The organism is Serratia inhibens, assembly GCF_003591175.1.
Classification (GTDB): Bacteria; Pseudomonadota; Gammaproteobacteria; order Enterobacterales; family Enterobacteriaceae; genus Serratia; species Serratia inhibens.
On the sequence record NZ_QYYG01000001.1, the window covers coordinates 1,181,303 to 1,200,251 of the forward strand.

At 55.0% G+C, this 18,949-nt stretch carries 14 protein-coding genes; 10 read left to right on the forward strand and 4 right to left on the reverse strand.

All coding sequences use genetic code 11. The features are described from left to right. Position 1: 1 nt before the first annotated feature. Entirely contained in the window at positions 2-2,122 is a 2,121-nt protein-coding gene (rlmKL, locus tag D4100_RS05705) for a bifunctional 23S rRNA (guanine(2069)-N(7))-methyltransferase RlmK/23S rRNA (guanine(2445)-N(2))-methyltransferase RlmL (protein ID WP_006320739.1), read from the reverse strand. Positions 2,123-2,225: 103 nt separating this feature from the next. On the opposite strand from rlmKL, the gene D4100_RS05710 reads away from it, so the two are divergent. Then, positions 2,226-3,329 (forward strand): YcbX family protein, encoded by a 1,104-nt coding sequence (locus D4100_RS05710; RefSeq protein WP_119803458.1) that lies wholly within the window; start codon positions 2,226-2,228, stop codon positions 3,327-3,329. A gap of 6 nt (positions 3,330-3,335) precedes the next feature. Here D4100_RS05710 and D4100_RS05715 read toward each other — a convergent pair whose 3' ends face one another. Together D4100_RS05715 and pyrD are read right to left on the reverse strand one after the other, a co-directional pair. Next, positions 3,336-3,884, reverse strand: coding sequence for a cell division protein ZapC (locus tag D4100_RS05715; protein ID WP_006320741.1), 549 nt, complete (start codon positions 3,882-3,884; stop codon positions 3,336-3,338). 174 nt (positions 3,885-4,058) lie between these two features. Next, positions 4,059-5,069 (reverse strand): quinone-dependent dihydroorotate dehydrogenase, encoded by a 1,011-nt coding sequence (pyrD, locus tag D4100_RS05720; protein WP_006320742.1) that lies wholly within the window; start codon positions 5,067-5,069, stop codon positions 4,059-4,061. Positions 5,070-5,316: 247 nt separating this feature from the next. Between pyrD and ssuE the strand changes: the two genes are divergently transcribed. Genes ssuE through ssuB form a run of 5 tightly spaced genes read left to right on the forward strand, consistent with a single transcriptional unit; the run spans position 5,317 to position 9,639 of the window. After that, complete coding sequence (ssuE, locus tag D4100_RS05725) at positions 5,317-5,895, forward strand: NADPH-dependent FMN reductase (RefSeq protein WP_006320743.1); 579 nt, start codon at positions 5,317-5,319, stop codon at positions 5,893-5,895. A gap of 34 nt (positions 5,896-5,929) precedes the next feature. Further along, positions 5,930-6,895 (forward strand): sulfonate ABC transporter substrate-binding protein, encoded by a 966-nt coding sequence (locus tag D4100_RS05730; RefSeq protein WP_043912952.1) that lies wholly within the window; start codon positions 5,930-5,932, stop codon positions 6,893-6,895. 16 nt (positions 6,896-6,911) lie between these two features. After that, the gene (gene ssuD / locus D4100_RS05735) at positions 6,912-8,060 is read left to right on the forward strand and encodes an FMNH2-dependent alkanesulfonate monooxygenase (protein ID WP_006320745.1); all 1,149 of its coding nucleotides are present in this window, start codon (positions 6,912-6,914) and stop codon (positions 8,058-8,060) included. Positions 8,061-8,071: 11 nt separating this feature from the next. Beyond that, entirely contained in the window at positions 8,072-8,866 is a 795-nt protein-coding gene (ssuC, locus tag D4100_RS05740) for an aliphatic sulfonate ABC transporter permease SsuC (RefSeq protein WP_119803460.1), read from the forward strand. After that, complete coding sequence (gene ssuB, locus D4100_RS05745) at positions 8,863-9,639, forward strand: aliphatic sulfonates ABC transporter ATP-binding protein (RefSeq protein WP_006320747.1); 777 nt, start codon at positions 8,863-8,865, stop codon at positions 9,637-9,639. The genes ssuC and ssuB overlap by 4 nt, the downstream gene beginning before the upstream one ends. Positions 9,640-9,680: 41 nt before the next feature. On the opposite strand, the gene pepN is transcribed toward ssuB, so the two are convergent. Then, on the reverse strand, positions 9,681-12,296 hold the full coding sequence (pepN, locus tag D4100_RS05750; protein WP_119803462.1) for an aminopeptidase N: 2,616 nt from the start codon (positions 12,294-12,296) through the stop codon (positions 9,681-9,683). Between the two features lie 425 nt (positions 12,297-12,721). Here pepN and D4100_RS05760 point away from each other — a divergent pair, with 425 nt between their 5' ends. From D4100_RS05760 to ompC, 4 genes are all read left to right on the forward strand, one after another. Continuing rightward, complete coding sequence (locus D4100_RS05760; protein ID WP_119803466.1) at positions 12,722-14,422, forward strand: GGDEF domain-containing protein; 1,701 nt, start codon at positions 12,722-12,724, stop codon at positions 14,420-14,422. A gap of 254 nt (positions 14,423-14,676) precedes the next feature. Next, positions 14,677-15,882 (forward strand): nicotinate phosphoribosyltransferase, encoded by a 1,206-nt coding sequence (gene pncB / locus D4100_RS05765; RefSeq protein ID WP_119803468.1) that lies wholly within the window; start codon positions 14,677-14,679, stop codon positions 15,880-15,882. 226 nt (positions 15,883-16,108) lie between these two features. Continuing rightward, the gene (gene asnS / locus D4100_RS05770) at positions 16,109-17,509 is read left to right on the forward strand and encodes an asparagine--tRNA ligase (protein WP_006320763.1); all 1,401 of its coding nucleotides are present in this window, start codon (positions 16,109-16,111) and stop codon (positions 17,507-17,509) included. Between the two features lie 300 nt (positions 17,510-17,809). Next, the gene (gene ompC / locus D4100_RS05775) at positions 17,810-18,925 is read left to right on the forward strand and encodes a porin OmpC (RefSeq protein ID WP_276330836.1); all 1,116 of its coding nucleotides are present in this window, start codon (positions 17,810-17,812) and stop codon (positions 18,923-18,925) included. The last annotated feature ends 24 nt before the right edge of the window (positions 18,926-18,949 follow it).

The window sequence follows — 18,949 nt, forward strand, 5'->3', positions numbered from 1 at the left end:
ATTATTTTCCTTCGCCGGCATGGGTGAGCAGCCAGCAGTTATGAATTTGACGGTTACGGGCAAAATCCTGCGACTGCGTCTGGGCGGTGATCTCTTTCGCCTCCAGACCCAGTGCGCTCAGGCCGGCCATATCCATCTGGAAACCGCGCTTGTTGTTCGAGAACATGATGGTTCCGTTACGGCGCAGCAACCGTTTTAAATCTTGCATCAGCACCAGATGGTCGCGCTGAACGTCAAAGGTGTTCTCCATTCGCTTGGAGTTGGAGAACGTCGGCGGGTCGATAAAGATCACGTCGAACTGTTCGTCGGCATTATGCAGCCATGACAGGCAGTCCGCATGGATCAATCGATGCTGTTTGCCGGTCAGGCCATTGACGCGCAGGTTCTTCTCCGCCCATTCCAGGTAGGTACGCGACATATCCACGGTAGTGGTGCTGCGCGCGCCGCCCAGCCCGGCATGTACGCTGGCGGTGCCGGTATAAGCGAACAGGTTGAGGAAGTCTTTGCCTTTGCTCATCTCGCCCAGCATGCGACGAGCGATGCGGTGATCGAGGAACAAACCGGTATCGAGATAATCGGTCAGGTTGACCCACAGCTTGGCGTTAAATTCTTCCACCAGCAAGAACTCGCCTTTTTGAGCCAGCTTTTCGTACTGGTTTTTGCCTTTCTGACGCTCACGGGTTTTCAGGATCAACTGATTGGACGGCAGGTCCAGCACCGACAGCGTGGCGTTGATCACGTCGAACAGACGCTGGCGCGCCTTCTGCGCATCAACGGTTTTCGGCGGCGCATACTCCTGTACCACAACTTTGCTGCCGTAACGGTCAACCGCGACATTGTATTCCGGCAGGTCGGCATCATACAGGCGATAGCATTCAATGCCCTGCTGCCTGGCCCATTTGTCGAGCTTCTTCAGGTTCTTACGCAGACGGTTGGCAAAGTCTTCCGCCGCCAGCACGCCGCCGGCGCCCTGTGGGTTTTCCGCCAATTGGTAGTTTTTCTGTACGCAATCCAGCGGGCCATTTTTAGCCTTGAACTGGCGTTCTGCACGCAGTTGCAGGCAGCTCAGCAGCTCCGGCGACGCGCTGAACAGCGACAGTTGCCAGCCGCCGAAGGCGCTCTTCATGATACGGCCCAGCATGTTATGCAGCGCAATCAGCGCCGGTTCGCTTTCCAGACGTTCACCGTAAGGCGGGTTGCTGACCACGGTGCCCTTCGGGCCTTCCGGCAGCGGGTTGGTCAGTTTGCTGACGTCGCTGACGTTAAAAGTAATCAGTTCGGCAACGCCGGCACGGCGGGCGTTGCCGCGCGCCATCTCAATCACCCGACGATCGATATCCGAGCCGAAGAAACGCGAGGGGGTTTCCTGCAAACCGCGGCGCGCACGCACCTGCGCTTCGGTGATCACTTCACGCCACAAATCGACATTGTGGCCGTTCCAGGCGGTAAAGCCCCAGTGCTGCCGGTGCAAACCCGGCGCGCGATCGGAGGCAATCATCGCCGCTTCAATCAGCAAGGTGCCTGAACCGCACATCGGGTCAAGCATCGGCGTACCCGGTTGCCAGCCTGAACGTTGCACAATGGCTGCCGCCAGGCTTTCCTTCAGCGGTGCCTGGCCGGTCAGATCGCGGTAGCCACGCTGATGCAGGCCTTCACCGCTCAGATCGAGCGCTACGCTGGCCATATCGCGTTGCAGGAACACGTTAACGCGAATGTCCGGCTGTTGCTTCGCCACCGTCGGGCGTTGATCGATCTTGCGGGTGAAGCTGTCGACAATGGCGTCCTTGACCTTCAGCGCACCATATTGGCTGTTACGGATCTCTTCGTTAACGCCGCTGAAGTGAACGGCGAAGGTTTTATCCACGCCAAAAATGCTCGTCCAGTCGATCGCCTGCACGCCAAGGTACAGATCCAGATCGCTGTGTACGCGGAATTCATTGAGCGGCAACAAAATACGTGAGGCCAGACGGCTCCACAGCAGGCTTTGGTACAGAAGACGATCGTCACCCTGAAAATGTACCCCACCCTGCACCACTTTGCAGGCGTGAGCGCCCAGCGCTTCCAGTTCGCTTTTTAACAGTTCTTCCAGTCCACGCGCCGTGCTGGCAAACAGAGAGTTCATATCGTACTTATCACCAAAAAGAAAATTGTTGCGCATTATAGCTAATCCAGACCGCTTGTCATAAAGTTGCTCCCTTCTATTTAATAATCGCACGGGGGCAAGGGTGATTACGCTTTCCAGGCTGTACGTTCATCCGGTTAAATCGCTTCGAGGTTTGCAACTTTCTCACGCCCAGGTTTCCAGCAGCGGTCTGGCGTTCGATCGCACCTTTATGATCACCGAGCCAGATGGCACCTTTATTACCGCACGCCAATATCCGCAGATGGTGCTGTTTACCCCCGCACTGCTGGCGGACGGCCTGTTCCTGAGTGCACCCGATGGGGAAAGCGCCGCCATTCGCTTCAACGATTTTGCCACCGAGGCGCAGCCAACCGAAGTGTGGGGCAATCATTTCACCGCCCTGATTGCACCGCAGGCTATTAACAGCTGGTTGAGCGGTTATTTCCAGCGTGAGGTTCAGTTGCGTTGGCTCGGCCCTGAGCTGACCCGGCGAGTCAAGAAGCACCCGGAAATCCCTTTGTCTTTCGCCGACGGCTACCCATATCTGCTGATTAACGAAGCCTCGTTCAATGATTTGCAGCAACGCTGCCCCGGCAGTATCAAGCTGGAACAGTTCCGCCCCAATCTGGTGGTGACCGGTGCCAGCGCCTGGGCCGAAGACGGCTGGCAGGTGATCCGCGTCGGTGACGTGATGTTCGATCTGGTAAAACCCTGCAGCCGCTGCGTGCTCACCACCATCAGCACCGAACGCGGGCGCAAACACCCCAGCGGCGAACCGCTGAGCACCCTGCAGAAATTCCGCACCGCCAATAACGGCGATATCGACTTCGGCCAGAATTTGGTGGCGCGCAACAGCGGTATTATCCGCGTTGGCGATGCGGTTGAAGTGTTATCCACCAAGCCGCCCCGCCCTTATGGCGCAGGTCAAGTGGTTGAAAGCGTGCAGGCGCCGCAAGACAGTGCGCAGAGCGTCACCATCGAATATGCAGGGAAGGTATTTACCGGCAATAATCAACAGATCTTGCTTGAACAGTTGGAACAGCAAGGGATCCGCGTGCCTTATTCGTGCCGTGCGGGGATTTGCGGCAGTTGCCGTATTGAGTTGGTCAGTGGCGAAGTGGCACCGCTGAAGAAAAGCGCGATCGCCGGCAACGGCACCATTCTCTCCTGCAGCTGTATTCCGAAAAGCGATTTGACGCTGGCGTAATCTGCCTTACACCGCCCTGTCGTAAGCCGGGGCGGAAGCTTCATCCTGCGCACAAGGTTTGAGGCGATCGTGCATCACCTTGATCGCATCGCCCAGCACCATGGTACGCCCGGCCAGCGACAGCTGATTTTGCGCCAGCAGACACAGGCTGGCATTATCGCCGGCTTCCACCACCAACAGACGGGCATCCGCGCCGCTGTCCATGACCTTTACCGCCGCCAACTCGCCGTTCTTCGGCTGCAGCGGGTAGTGTTGCTGGGCGAAATGCCAGCTTTTCGGCATCAATGGTTTCAGGAAGCGATAGGCCACCAGAGCGTTTAATACCAACTCGGCGCGTTGCTCATGGCTGAGCTTTATCTGTTTGCACTGCTCTTCATAATTAAAATAAAGCGCTGCGTCGTCAACGCAAAAGGCGCATTCATCGAAGGCATCCGGCGTTAACATTTTAGCCGGGAAGCGTGAGCGGAAGATCATCCCATTGGCTAAATCCAGCATTAGCCGATCGTGTTCGGCGTCAAAATACCAACGCCAATTATCGTCAGGTTTTATCTTCATCTCTTATCCTTCTCGCTGCCCATGCCACGCTGTATTTACCCAAAAGGTGATTTTATCACCGATAAAGTAGCTCAAACATCAGATAATTCCGCGAACGATATTTATGCTAGTGGACAAAATATAGACGAGCCGGGGGAAGAAATAAACCCCCGGCTGAAAATGAAACAAAAAATATTAGATGTAGTTAACGATATCTTTAATCAGGCGCGGACCGTGGAAGATAAATCCGGAATAAATTTGCACCAGCGAAGCACCGGCCGCCATTTTTTCGCGGGCTGCCATCAGAGAGTCAATTCCGCCAACGCCGATAATCGGCAAACGCCCTTGCAGCTCAATCGACAAACGGCGGATCACTTCAGTGCTGCTCGCCTGCAGCGGACGACCGCTAAGGCCCCCCATTTGCTCGCAGTAATTCAGACCCTGGATCAACTTGCGATCCAGCGTTGTATTGGTCGCGATCACGCCATCAATATTATGACGCACCAGGCTGTCGGCTATTTGGATCAATTCTTCTTCAGAAAGATCCGGCGCGATCTTTACCGCGACCGGCACATATTTGTGATGCCGCGCATGCAATTCCTGCTGCTTATTTTTAATGGCGGCTAAAAGATCGTCCAACGCTTCGCCATACTGTAAGGATCGCAACCCCGGTGTATTTGGTGACGAAATGTTAATCGCGATATAGCCGGCATACGGATAAACTTTATCCATGCAGATCAGATAATCGTCTTTTCCTTGCTCTACCGGGGTATCTTTATTCTTGCCGATATTGATCCCCAAAATACCGCCAAAATGGGATTTTTTAACGTTTTCAACCAGATTATCCACCCCCTGGTTATTAAAGCCCATGCGGTTGATCAGGCCTTCCGCTTCCACGATACGGAACAGGCGCGGCTTATCATTGCCCGGCTGCGGACGTGGCGTCACAGTGCCGACTTCGACAAAGCCAAACCCCATGGCGCCGAACGCATCGATGCACTCGCCATCTTTATCCAGTCCGGCGGCCAACCCCAATGGGTTTTTAAAAGAGAGCCCCATGCAGCTAACCGGCTTGGTCGGCACAGACTGACGAATGAGAAATTCTAACGGGGTGCCGGTGATACGGCGAAGCTGATGAAAGGTCAATTCATGCGCACGCTCGGGATCGAGCTGGAACAACGCTTTCCTGATGATGGGGTAGTACATGTACTCTCCTGATTTCCCGGTTGCAAACCGGGGGCCGATTATCCGGCATCCCCCGATCAATTGGAATTGATTAAAAGCAAAAAAAGCGGTTTTTACGCAATCGTTTTCCTCTTATCACCGCCAATCCGCATTTGCGCATATCAAAATCAAAAAATGAGATTTAAGCAACTCGCTCCTAACTGATAGTTTTAAAATAGATCACGAACATTTCCTGATTAAACCTAACTTTTAGTTATAAGGAGTGGCAATGCGCGTTATATCACTGGCCGGCAGCCCCCGCATCCCCTCGCGCTCTGCCGCGCTGCTTACCCTGAGTCAAAACTGGTTACAGCAACAAGGCGTGGAAGTGATTGCCTACACGCTGCACGATTTTGATGCCGAGGATTTGCTTTACGCCAATTTTAACAGCCCGGCAATCAAAGCTTTTGCCGAGCAGTTAGCTCAGGCAGACGGTTTGCTGGTGTCGACGCCGGTCTATAAAGCCTCGTTCTCCGGCGCGCTGAAAACCCTGCTGGATTTGCTGCCGGAACGTGCACTGGACCATAAGGTCGTGTTGCCGCTGGCTACCGGCGGCTCCATTGGCCACATGCTGGCAGTGGACTACGCCCTCAAGCCGGTGCTGGCGGCGTTGAAAGCGCAAGAAGTGCTGCACGGCGTGTTTGCCGACGACAGCCAGGTGGTGCTGAGAGATGAAGAGATCAGCCTGTCTGACGGCGTGGCAACCCGCCTGGAAGAGGCGCTGGAAAGCTTTTATCTTGCACTCGGCCGCCGCAAGCCGCCCAGGGCAAAGCACTCACCTTCCCTGTTTGCCCGTCAAACCGCCTGACTGAGAAGAGAATAATAAGGAAAAGGACATCATGATGAAGCGACTTTCTTCACTCCGCCGCTGGCTTGGCGCCGGCACATTAGCCGGCATCCTCTCCCTTGCGTGGAACAATGCCGCCAACGCGCAGGATCCGGCGCAGTTCCGCATCGGTTACCAAAAAGGATCGGTCAGCCTGGTATTGGCAAAAACCCATAAGCTGTTGGAACAGCGTTTTCCCTCGACCAAAATCAGCTGGATAGAATTCCCCGCCGGCCCGCAAATGCTCGAAGCGCTGAACGTCGGCAGTATCGATCTGGGCAGCACCGGCGATATCCCCCCGATCTTCGCCCAGGCCGCTGGCGCCGATCTGCTTTATGTCGGCGTGGAGCCGCCAAAACCCAAGGCGGAAGTGATTCTGGTACCGGAAAACAGCCCGATCAAAACCGTCGCTGAGTTGAAAGGCCATAAGGTCGCCTTCCAGAAAGGCTCCAGTTCCCACAACCTGCTGTTGCGCTCACTGCAAAAAGCCGGGCTGCAATTTACCGATATCCAACCCATCTACCTGACCCCGGCCGATGCCCGCGCCGCCTTCCAGCAAGGCAACGTTGATGCCTGGGCGATTTGGGATCCGTACTATTCCGCCGCCTTGCTGCAGGGCGGCGTGCGAGTGTTGGGCGACGGCAGTGGTCTGAATCAAACCGGTTCGTTTTATTTGGCGGTTCGCCCCTATGTACAAGCGCACGGCCCCTTTATCAGCCAGGTGCTTGAGGTGCTGACCCAGGCCGACGCGCTAACCCGCAGCGATCGCGCGCAAAGCGTCACGCTGTTGGCAAACGCCATGGGCCTGCCGGAAAAGGTGATCGCCACCTATCTGGACCATCGCCCACCGACCGCCATTAAACCTTTGGATGCGCACACCATTGCCGCCCAACAGCAAACCGCCGATCTGTTTTATGCCAACCGTTTGGTGCCGGTGAAGGTCGATATCTCTCAACGCATCTGGCACCCGAGCGCGCAATAACTTTGGAGAACAAACTATGAGCCTAAACGTATTCTGGTTTTTACCTACTCACGGCGACGGCCATTATCTCGGCAGCGCGGAAGGCGCACGCAGCGTAGATTACGGCTATTTGCAGCAGATCGCTCAGGCCGCTGACCGGCTGGGTTTCGGCGGTGTGCTGATCCCCACCGGCCGCTCGTGCGAAGACTCCTGGCTGGTCGCGGCCTCACTGATCCCGGTCACCCAGCGGTTGAAGTTCCTGGTGGCTCTGCGCCCCGGCATCATTTCGCCCACGCTGGCAGCTCGCCAGGCCGCGACGCTGGATCGTCTTTCCAACGGCAGAGCGCTGTTTAACCTGGTCACCGGCGGTGATCCCGAAGAACTGGCGGCAGAAGGTCTGCACCTGAACCACGAAGAACGCTACGAGGCCTCGGCAGAGTTCACCCACGTTTGGCGTAAGGTGTTGGAAGGGGAAACCGTCGATTTCCAGGGCAAGCATATTCAGGTGAAAGGTGCCAAGTTGCTGTATCCGCCGGTGCAACTGCCGCGTCCGCCGCTGTATTTTGGCGGATCCTCTGCCGCCGCTCAGGATCTGGCAGCAGAACAGGTTGAAATGTACCTCACCTGGGGGGAGCCGCCGGCACAGGTAAGAGAAAAAATTGCCGAAGTTCGCGCCAAAGCCGCAGCCAAGGGCCGCACGGTGCGTTTCGGCATTCGTCTGCATGTGATCGTGCGTGAAACCACAGAAGAAGCCTGGCGGGCGGCCGACCGACTGATCGCCAATCTGGATGAAGAGACCATCGCCAACGCACAGGCAGCCTTCGCTCGTTTTGATTCCGTTGGGCAACGGCGCATGGCGGCACTGCATGGCGGCAAGAAAGACAATCTGGAGATCAGCCCTAACCTGTGGGCCGGGGTTGGCCTGGTACGTGGTGGCGCCGGTACCGCACTGGTCGGCGATGGCCCGACGGTAGCGGCGCGCATGCAGGAATATGCCGATCTGGGCATCGATACCTTTATTTTGTCCGGTTATCCGCATCTGGAAGAAGCCTATCGAGTCGGCGAGTTGCTGTTCCCGCATCTCGATTTGGTGCAAAACGAAGCCCCCGCCCAACACCGGCCGGTCAAACCGCAGGGCGAAGTGGTCGGCAATATTTATATGCCGCAAAAAGCGTCGCAAAGCTGAGGAGCAACCCTATGGCAAAGGGCACACAACGCATCTTGCACCGGCTGGCGCCCTGGGCATTGCCGGTCGCACTGCTGGTTATCTGGCAAATCTCCGTTGAGGCCGGCTGGTTGTCGAACCGCATTCTGCCGGCACCGAGCGCAGTCGTGACCGCTTTCTGGACGCTAACCAAAAGCGGCGAGTTGTGGCAACACCTGACCATCAGCAGTTGGCGCGCGCTGATCGGTTTTAGCATCGGCGGCAGCATCGGGTTGGTGCTGGGTTTTATCACCGGTTTGTCGAGCTGGGGCGAGCGCCTGTTGGACAGCTCCGTGCAGATGATCCGTAATGTACCGCATCTGGCGCTGATCCCATTGGTGATCTTGTGGTTCGGTATCGATGAATCCGCCAAGATTTTTCTTGTCGCGCTGGGCACCCTGTTCCCTATCTATCTGAATACCTATCACGGCATCAAGAATATCGATCGCGGTCTGCTTGAAATGGCGCGCAGCTATGGCCTGAGCGGTTTCCGGTTATTTACCCAGGTGGTATTGCCGGGCGCGTTGCCCTCGATCATGGTCGGCGTGCGTTTCGCTCTGGGCTTTATGTGGCTGACGCTGATCGTGGCCGAAACCATTTCCGCCAACTCGGGGATTGGTTATCTGGCGATGAACGCCCGCGAATTCCTGCAGACCGACGTAGTGGTGGTGGCGATTGTGCTGTACGCCCTGCTCGGCAAGCTGGCGGACGTCAGCGCGCAATGGCTGGAACGTGTCTGGCTGCGCTGGCATCCGGCTTATCAACTTAAATCAGGAGAAGCGCTATGACGACTCCCGCCCGAATTCCCCAGGGCACCCCGGTTACGCTTGACTCTATTGCCAAACGCTATGGCAATCGTACGGTGCTGGACAATATTCAGTTGCGCATCCGTTCAGGGCAATTTGTCGCCGTGGTCGGCCGCAGCGGCTGTGGCAAAAGCACCCTGTTGCGTTTGATGGCCGGGTTGGAAAAAGCCAGCAGTGGCGCGCTGCTTAGTGGAAATGCTCCCCTCGCCAGCGCCAAAGAGGATACCCGCCTGATGTTTCAGGATGCACGCCTGCTGCCATGGAAAAAGGTGATCGACAACGTGGGCCTCGGCCTGCGCGGCGACTGGCGTGCCGACGCGTTGCAGGCGCTGGAAGCCGTTGGGCTGGCCGATCGCGCCAATGAATGGCCGGCAGCACTGTCCGGCGGACAAAAACAGCGAGTGGCGCTGGCACGCGCGCTGATTCATCGTCCTCGCCTGCTGTTGCTGGACGAGCCTTTGGGGGCGCTTGATGCGTTAACAAGGATTGAAATGCAGGGGCTGATTGAAGGCCTGTGGCAACAGCATGGTTTCACCGTGCTGCTGGTGACGCATGATGTCAGCGAAGCCATTGCGCTGGCGGATCGGGTGATTTTGATTGAAGAGGGGCGTATCGGGCTGGATCTGACGATTGATCTGCCACGCCCGCGCCGTAAAGGGTCGGCCAGGTTGGCGGAACTGGAAGCCGAGGTGCTGGACAGGGTGCTTTCACCGCCCCCGCCAGTGGCTGAAAACCCACGCCGGGCAACGAATTGAAACCAGGGACGGCATGTCGCAGCGCCGTCCCTGGTCAGTTTTTATGCGTCGAGCGCTTTGCTGACTTTTTCGAACAGATCGCCGGAGAGGTTTTCCAGCCCTTTCAACTGTTCGAGCGCCTTGCGCATCAGAGCCTGACGCGAAGCATCATAGCGTTTCAGTCGGATCAAGGGTTCAATCAAACGAGCGGCAATCTGCGGGTTGCGCTGGTTCAGATCGCTGAGGATCTCCGCCAGGAACTGATAACCGCTGCCGTCCGCCGCATGGAACGCCGCCGGGTTGGCGGAAGCGAAACCGCCGATCAGCGAACGGGTACGGTTTGGATTGCTCAGGCTGAACGAACGGTGCTTCAGCAGGCCGCGTACCTGGGTCAGCACGTCCGCCGCCGGGCTGGTCGCCTGCAACACGAACCACTTGTCCATGACCAGGCCATCCTGATGCCAGCGCTCATCGAACGCCGACAGCAGCGCATTGCTGCACGGCAACTGCGCCGCTACCGCCGCCGCCAGCGCCGCCAGCGAATCGGTCATGTTGTCCGCCTGACGATACTGCTCGGCCACCAGCCGATCGGCCAGCACCTCGTCGCCAAAGGCCAGATAACCCAGGCACAGATTGCGCAGAGCGCGTTTGCCGATATCGGCATGCTCCACCCGGTAACCGTCGGTTTTGTTGGCGTTATAAACCGCCAGCCACTCGTCGGCCATTTCCTTCGCCAGGCAACGGACAATCGCTTCGCGCACCGCGGCAATCGCTTCCGGATCGATAATGGCGAACAGTTCGGCAATCTCGGTTTCCGAAGGCAGCGTCAGGATCTGCGCGGCAAGCGCCGGATCCAGCTTCTCGTCCAGTAGCACCGCACGGAACGCGTCGGCAACGTGCAACGGCAGAGACAGCGGTTGCTTCTGCTGATGCTTGGCAACGTTCAGTTTGATATAGGTGGCCAGCAGGCTCTGCGCCGCGTCCCAACGGGCAAACTCATTGCGCGCGTGCTGCATCAGGAAAGTCAGTTGCTGATCGCTGTACGGGTAATCCAGCTTCACCGGCGCCGAGAACTCGCGCAACAGCGAAGGCACCGGCTTGTGCGCCACACCGTCAAACACGAAGGTCTGCTCGGCTTCAGTGACATTCAGCACGTTACCGATCGCCGCCCCCTCTTTCTGCAGGGCAATCACGTTGCCTTCGGCGTCGTACAATTCGATATCCAGCGGGATATGCAACGGCAGCTTCTCTGGCTGATCGGCGGTCGGTTTGGTTTTTTGGCTGACGTGCAGGCGGTATTGTTGATGCTCTGCGTCGTATTCATCGCGAACGGTCAACAACGGCGTACCGGACTGGCTGTACCAGCGGCGGAACAGCGACAGATCGACGTTGGAAGCATCCTCCATCGCCTGAACGAAATCATCGCAGGTTGCTGCGCTGCCGTCATGGCGCTCGAAATACAGTTGGATGCCCTTCTGGAACTGTTCTTCGCCCAGCAGCGTATGCATCATGCGGATCACCTCGGACCCTTTCTCATACACCGTCAGGGTGTAGAAGTTGTTCATTTCGATCACTTTATCCGGACGAATCGCATGCGCCATCGGGCTGGCGTCCTCGGCGAACTGCGCGCCGCGCATGACACGCACGTTATCGATACGGTTGACCGAGCGTGAACCCAGATCTGAACTGAACTCCTGATCGCGGAACACCGTCAGGCCTTCTTTCAAGCTAAGCTGGAACCAATCGCGACAGGTCACGCGGTTGCCGGTCCAGTTGTGGAAATATTCGTGGCCAATCACCGCTTCGATATTCAGGTAATCCTTGTCGGTGGCGGTTTCCGCTTTCGCCAGCACGTATTTGGAGTTGAAGATATTTAGCCCTTTGTTCTCCATCGCACCCATATTGAAGAAATCGACGGCCACGATCATATAAATGTCGAGGTCGTACTCCAGACCGAAACGGGTTTCGTCCCATTTCATCGAGTTCTTCAGTGAGGTCATCGCCCAATCGGCGCGATCCAGGTTGCCACGGTCAACGAACAGTTCCAGCGCCACCTTACGCCCGGAACGGGTGGTGAAGCTGTCGCGCAGCACGTCGAAGTCACCGGCCACCAGCGCAAACAGATAACAAGGTTTTGGGAACGGATCTTGCCACTGTACCCAGTGACGCCCATCCTCCAGTTCGCCCTGGCCCACGCGGTTACCGTTCGACAGCAGGAAAGGATAACGCGCCTTATCCGCCACAATGCGGGTAGTGAAGCGCGCCAACACGTCCGGACGATCCAGGTAATAGGTGATGTGACGAAAACCTTCCGCCTCACACTGGGTACACAACGCTTCGCCTGACAGATACAGCCCTTCAAGCGCGGTATTCTTCGCCGGGTGAATATCATTGACGATAGTCATGGTAAATTGTGCTGGTAATTTCTCGATAACCAGCTTGTTATCCTGCAACTGATAGGCGCTCCACGGCTGTCCGTCGATCTGAATGCTCACCAGCGTGAGATCTTCGCCGTTCAGCACCAGCGCCGCATCGGCCGCGCCCTGGCGTTTAATCTTGCTGACTGCGGTGACGCGTGTCGTTTCTGCGTCCAGTTCAAAATCCAAATCAATGTCAGTGATGCTGTAGTCTGGCGCGCGATAATCGTGGCGATACTTCGCCTGTGGCTGTTGTGTCATAAAAACCCTTTGACGTCTCAGTGAGTTACAGGTGCCAGGTGGTCATCATTGGCTTATTTCACCCTCTGCAGAGGCGCGAAAATATCGATGAACCTGATTGTAAATAAACTGTATCACAGCCACGAAAAAAGCCTAGAGATGCCGGGACGCCGGAACGGAGAAATCGGAGGTGGATCCAAAAGCTGTCGCCGAATACCCCACTCCATCAGGTTCCTTCACCTGATGCAGAGAAAAAATCAGCATTTAATGCTAAAAGCCGCCCTTCATGTTACCCACTTGCGGATGCTTTATAATTGCGGAGGATATCTCCGCTTCAACGCCCCCCAAGCCGCTACCCACCGATGGGCTCTCTGCGGGTATAGTTAAGACATTTCGGCTGACTCAATGATATAATTGACAAATCTGGCTCAAGGACTCCCGGCAATATGAAAGTAAAATATCTGATCTATTTTTTTACCTTTGCCCTGATGTCATCCTTCGCCATATTTATTTCCGATGAGCTGATTGAAGCCCATACCGACTATCGCGACAATCAGCTTAACCTGTATAAGATAAGTCGCGCCAAAGAGATCTCGGAAGCGTTTCAAGCCACCCTGTTGGCGCACCGTTTAAAACGTCTGAGCCTGTTGAATGCGAACATTACCCCGGCGCAATGGCAGGAGGCTGACCGCCTGGCGCGCGAAAAAATTGACCGGTTCAAACCGCATATCGACAGCAAGATTTCGCAACAGCTCGGCATACGGCAAAAAGTCGCCGCGCTTTCCATGCTGGGCCTGATGGAACAATTGCTGGATAACGATAATCGACAGCTTTCATATGTTACCGACGCCAATGCCAATCTGTTTAATATCAACAGCGCCTACTACATTTCTCAGACCAGCAAAAGCTACTACCGTTATACCTACGATACCCGCATGATCGACGCCGACTCGTTTCTGTTTCTGGAAGCCGTGCGCCTGAATAACCGGCTGAATATGTCCCTGACCGAATTAATCGATCAGGTCATTGACTTGAATACCAATCAGTTGGAGCGTAAAGACGCCTATCTGAAAGCCGTACAGCTCACCGGGGTGTTGAATGCACTAAGCACCCGGCTTATTTTCATGAAGCTGACCTACAACGATGTCCCCACCACCCTGTTGGTGAATGAGCTGCTCCGCCAGTTGTCGAAAGGGCAACTCGACCGGATTACCCAAGGGTTGTATACCGCGGTCGATAATCATATTCCCTACCCGGCCGAATTTATTTATCAGTACGTCAAAAATCTGAGTGAGCTTTCGCAACGGCTCTATCAACGCAGTTTTGAACTGGAAATCGTCGCATCACAGCATAAGATCTACACCAGCCTGACGGCTATTTATGGTTTGATTTCTCTCGGTGGTCTGATCGTGCTGTTTATTTTCCTGCCGACGCTGGTTTACTGTTCAAATATCAGCCGTTGGCTGACCAAAACGCATAACAATATTTTGCGGTTGTCACGCGGCAATATGAACATCGACCGCAATGAGGTGTTTTACGGCCAGGAGTTAATCGCCATCAGCGACGCCATTAAACAGCTAAAACAGTATCAATTGGAAAAGGTGACGTTGGAAAATGAGAAACAGTTGCTGATCAAAGAGCTGGAAGCCTCTTCGTTTGTTGATCCTTTGACCAATATCTATAACCGCCGCAAGTTCTTCCGTGAATGCGAATCCCTGGCAGCGCGCAGTTACCCGTTGGCCTTTTGTTTGATTGATATCGATAATTTCAAAAAACTGAATGACAATTACGGACATGATATCGGCGACCGTGCGCTGGTGGCCTTCGGCAAATTGCTGCAGGACGCCTTCCGCTCCAGCGACATTTTCTGCCGCTATGGCGGTGAGGAATTCGCCGTGATCCTCGGCAACTGCACGCTTGAGAATGCGCGAGAAATTATGGCTAAGCTGCGCGAGCGTACCCACCAACTCACCCTCACCCTCGCCGACGGGCAAACCGTGCGTTTCACGACCAGTTGCGGTATTGCCCAGGTGAACAGCCTCGGGCTGTTGCCGACAGCGATCAAACAGGCGGATGAAGCGCTCTATTTCTGCAAGAAAAACGGCAAGGATCGGATCAGCATTCACACGCCGACCGGTTTTATCTGAATTGTTGTTTAAAATAATTAACATTATAATTTTTATGACTAATTAGGCTAAGTCGTTCACCTTACAGGCTTATCTGGCTTTTCTGCCCGGAACCTGACGGCAAACCGACATAAAGGCACGTTTAATCCTCGACCCGCTCCGGCGATTTGTGGTGTGATGCAGCTTCAATAACAGGATAATCCGGGTATACTCGCTCCACTTTTTATGACTATCCGGATTTGGACTCGCGCCTGACGAGGATGCAGTAACGCGCTATGACTCAATACGCTTCCCCGATTTTGACATCGCTGCTTGATACTGACGCCTACAAGCTTCATATGCAGCAAGCAGTGTTCCATCGCTACCCTGCGATCAGCGTGGCGGCGGAATTCCGTTGCCGTGGTGATGAACTGCTGGGCGAATATGCCGACGAAATCCGTGCGCAAGTTGCGCTGATGAGCCAACTGGCACTGACCGAGGCTGAATTTGGCTATCTTTCAGGGTTGCCTTTCTTCCGTCAGGACTACCTGAGCTGGTTGCGTGATTTCCGCTATGACCCGCAGCAGGTTCAGATCGACGATCGTGACGGCAGACTGCATATCCGCATTGCCGGCCCGTGGCGCGAAGTGATTCTGTGGGAGGTCCCCTTGCTGGCAGTGATCAGCGAAGTGGTGCACCGTCACCGTTCGCCGCAGGTGACACCGGACATGGCGATAGCCCATCTGCGCAGCAAACTGGCGCAGTTTAAAGCCGTCAGCGCCGACGTGGATATCTCTCGCTTCAAACTGATGGATTTCGGCACCCGCCGCCGTTTCTCCAAAAGCGTGCAGCAGGCGATCGTCAGCACGCTGAAAAACGAGTTCCCCTACCTGGTCGGCACCAGCAATTACGATCTGGCGCATCAACTCGACCTGACGCCGGTAGGTACCCAGGCGCATGAATGGTTTCAGGCGCATCAACAGATAAGCCCGGTACTGGCCAACAGCCAGCGCGCAGCATTGCAGGCCTGGCTGGACGAATATCCAGACCAGCTCGGCATCGCGCTGACCGACTGTATCGCCATGGACGCCTTTCTGCGTGATTTCGGCCCGCAGTTCGCACCACGTTATCAGGGGTTGCGCCATGACTCCGGCGACCCGTTTGAATGGGGTGAGAAAGCCATCGCGCATTACCAGAAGTTGGGTATCGATCCGATGAGCAAAACGCTGGTGTTCTCCGACAACCTGGATCTGGACAAGGCATTGGCGCTTTATCGCCACTTCTATCAGCGCATCAACCTGGTATTCGGCATCGGCACGCGCCTGACCTGCGACATCCCGGGCGTGAAACCGCTGAATATCGTCATCAAACTGGTCGAATGCAAGGGCAAGCCGGTGGCTAAACTGTCCGACAGCCCGGGTAAAACCATCTGTCAGGATCAGGCCTTTGTGAAGGCGTTGCGCAAAGCCTTCGATCTGCCGCTGGTGAAGAAAGCCAGCTAAGTGGCCAACCGCTGCAAAGGGTAAAAAGCCGGCTGAAAACTTCAGGCCGGCTTTTTTCTTCTTTATAAGACACTTTCCGCCGCTCCCTTTTCGCCCTGCCCCAAGAAATGTTGCACCAATCCGGCGATTTCTGCTTGTGCTCTGCATCGCGGCAAGTAACATAGCAGCATCCCCATATTGTTGGGTTGTAAGCTATTTCCAAACCAAATTATAAAGAGAGAAATCTATGAGCGTAGTGCCTGTAGTCGACGTACTGCAAGGCCGTGCTGCGGTTGACAGTGAAGTCACCGTGCGCGGTTGGGTACGTACCCGGAGAGATTCTAAAGCTGGTATCTCCTTCCTGGCCGTCTATGACGGTTCCTGCTTTGATCCGTTACAGGCCGTCGTTAATAATTCTCTGCCGAATTATCAGGATGAAGTTCTGCATCTGACCACCGGTTGCTCGATTGAAGTCACCGGCAAAGTGGTTGCATCACCGGGTGAAGGCCAGAGTTTCGAATTGCAGGCTACTGCCATCAAAGTGGTTGGCTGGGTTGACGATCCCGACACTTATCCGATGGCGGCCAAGCGCCACAGCATAGAGTACCTGCGCGAGGTAGCTCACCTGCGCCCACGCACCAACCTGATCGGCGCCGTGGCGCGCGTGCGTCATACGCTGGCGCAGGCGATCCACCGCTTCTACCACGAGAATGGGTTCTTCTGGGTCTCCACCCCGCTGATCACCGCTTCAGATACCGAAGGCGCCGGCGAAATGTTCCGGGTTTCGACGCTGGACCTGGAAAACCTGCCGCGCACCGATAAAGGCGCGGTTGATTTCAGCCAGGACTTTTTCGGCAAAGAAGCTTTCCTGACCGTTTCCGGCCAGTTGAACGGCGAAACCTATGCTTGTGCGCTGTCGAAAGTGTATACCTTCGGCCCAACCTTCCGCGCAGAGAACTCCAACACCAGCCGCCATCTGGCTGAATTTTGGATGATCGAACCGGAAGTGGCGTTTGCCGACCTCGAAGACATCGCCGAACTGGCGGAAAAAATGCTGAAGTATGTGTTCCAGGCCGTATTGAACGAGCGTATGGATGACATGCAGTTCTTCGCCGAGCGCGTGGACAAAGATGCGATTGAGCGCCTGAAGCGCTTTGTTTCTTCCGATTTCGCCCAGGTAGATTACACCGAAGCAGTGGAAATCCTGATCGCCTCCGGCCAGACCTTCGAAAACCCGGTATCTTGGGGCATCGACCTGTCTTCCGAACACGAGCGTTATCTGGCCGAGAAGCACTTTAAAGCACCGGTGGTGGTGAAAAACTACCCGAAAGACATTAAAGCTTTCTATATGCGCATGAACGACGACGGCAAAACCGTTGCGGCCATGGACGTGCTGGCCCCTGGCATTGGCGAGATCATCGGCGGTGCTCAGCGTGAGGAACGTCTGGACATATTGGATCAGCGTCTGGAAGCGATGGGCCTGAATAAAGAAGATTACTGGTGGTATCGTGATCTGCGTCGTTACGGCACCGTCCCTCATGCCGGTTTCGGTTTAGGCTTTGAACGTTTAATCGCCTATGTTACCGGCGTGCAAAACGTGCGCGATGTCATTCCGTTCCCACGCACCCCGCGTAACGCAAGCTTTTAATTAATCAGTCTAAACATTTCCAAATAATTTAGTTACAAAACCAGGGCCAGCTTTGCTGGCCTTTCGCATTTTTTAATATTGACCCGCGTCACAAAGTTCCCTGAATATTACATTTTGTTACATATACTTTCCTTTTGAAACCTCATTAGGACATTGGTAGCATTTTCGTTCTAGATTAACCTGCCTGCGAATGGAACACTGCGTTCAGACACAGGACGACACCAATCTATCTACAATAGTTCCAAAAGAATTATTGGCGGCAGTGGCAAAGGTGTCCGAATAACACCAATGAGGGTAATAATGATGAAGCGCAACATTCTTGCAGTGGTAATCCCGGCTCTGTTAGCTGCTGGTGCAGCAAACGCAGCTGAAATCTACAATAAAGACGGCAACAAGCTGGATCTGTACGGCAAAGTTGACGGTCTGCACTACTTCTCCGACGACAAAGGCAATGACGGCGACCAGACCTATGTTCGTTTCGGCTTCAAAGGTGAAACCCAGATTACTGACCAACTGACCGGTTACGGCCAGTGGGAATACAACGTTCAGGCTAACCACGACGAAGCACAGGGTACTGAAGGTACCAAAACTCGTCTGGGCTTCGCGGGTCTGAAATTTGCTGACTACGGTTCATTCGACTACGGCCGTAACTACGGCGTACTGTACGACGTGGAAGGCTGGACAGATATGCTGCCAGAGTTCGGTGGCGATACTTATACCTACACCGACAACTACATGACCGGCCGTACCAACGGCGTTGCGACTTACCGTAACAACAACTTCTTCGGTCTGGTTGACGGTCTGAACTTCGCTGTTCAGTACCAGGGCAAGAACGAAAACGACGGCCGCGCTCTGAAGAAACAAAACGGCGACGGTTGGGGCCTGTCCTCTACTTATGACATCGGCGAAGGCGTAAGCTTCGGTGCTGCATACGCGTCTTCTGACCGTACTGATGATCAGACCAAAAACGCTACTGCTAAAGGCGACAAAGCTGATGCGTGGACCGTGGGCGCTAAATACGACGCGAACAACGTTTACCTGGCTGCCATGTACTCCGAAACCCGTAACATGACGCCATACGGCGAAAGTGCTTACGATACCGCTATCGCTAACAAAACCCAGAACTTCGAAGTGACTGCTCAATACCAGTTCGACTTCGGTCTGCGCCCAGAAATTTCTTACCTGCAGTCTAAAGGTAAGGACCTGGCTGGCCGTACCGCACACGGTTCTAGCTTCGGTGGCGGCGACGCTGACCTGGTTAAATATGTTTCTGTTGGTACCACTTACTACTTCAACAAAAACATGTCCACCTATGTTGATTACAAAATCAACCTGCTGGACGAAAACGAGTTCACTAAAGCCACTGGCACCGCTACCGATGATATCGTAGGTGTTGGTCTGGTTTACCAGTTCTAAGTTGTCACACCTGACGGCGGTTCA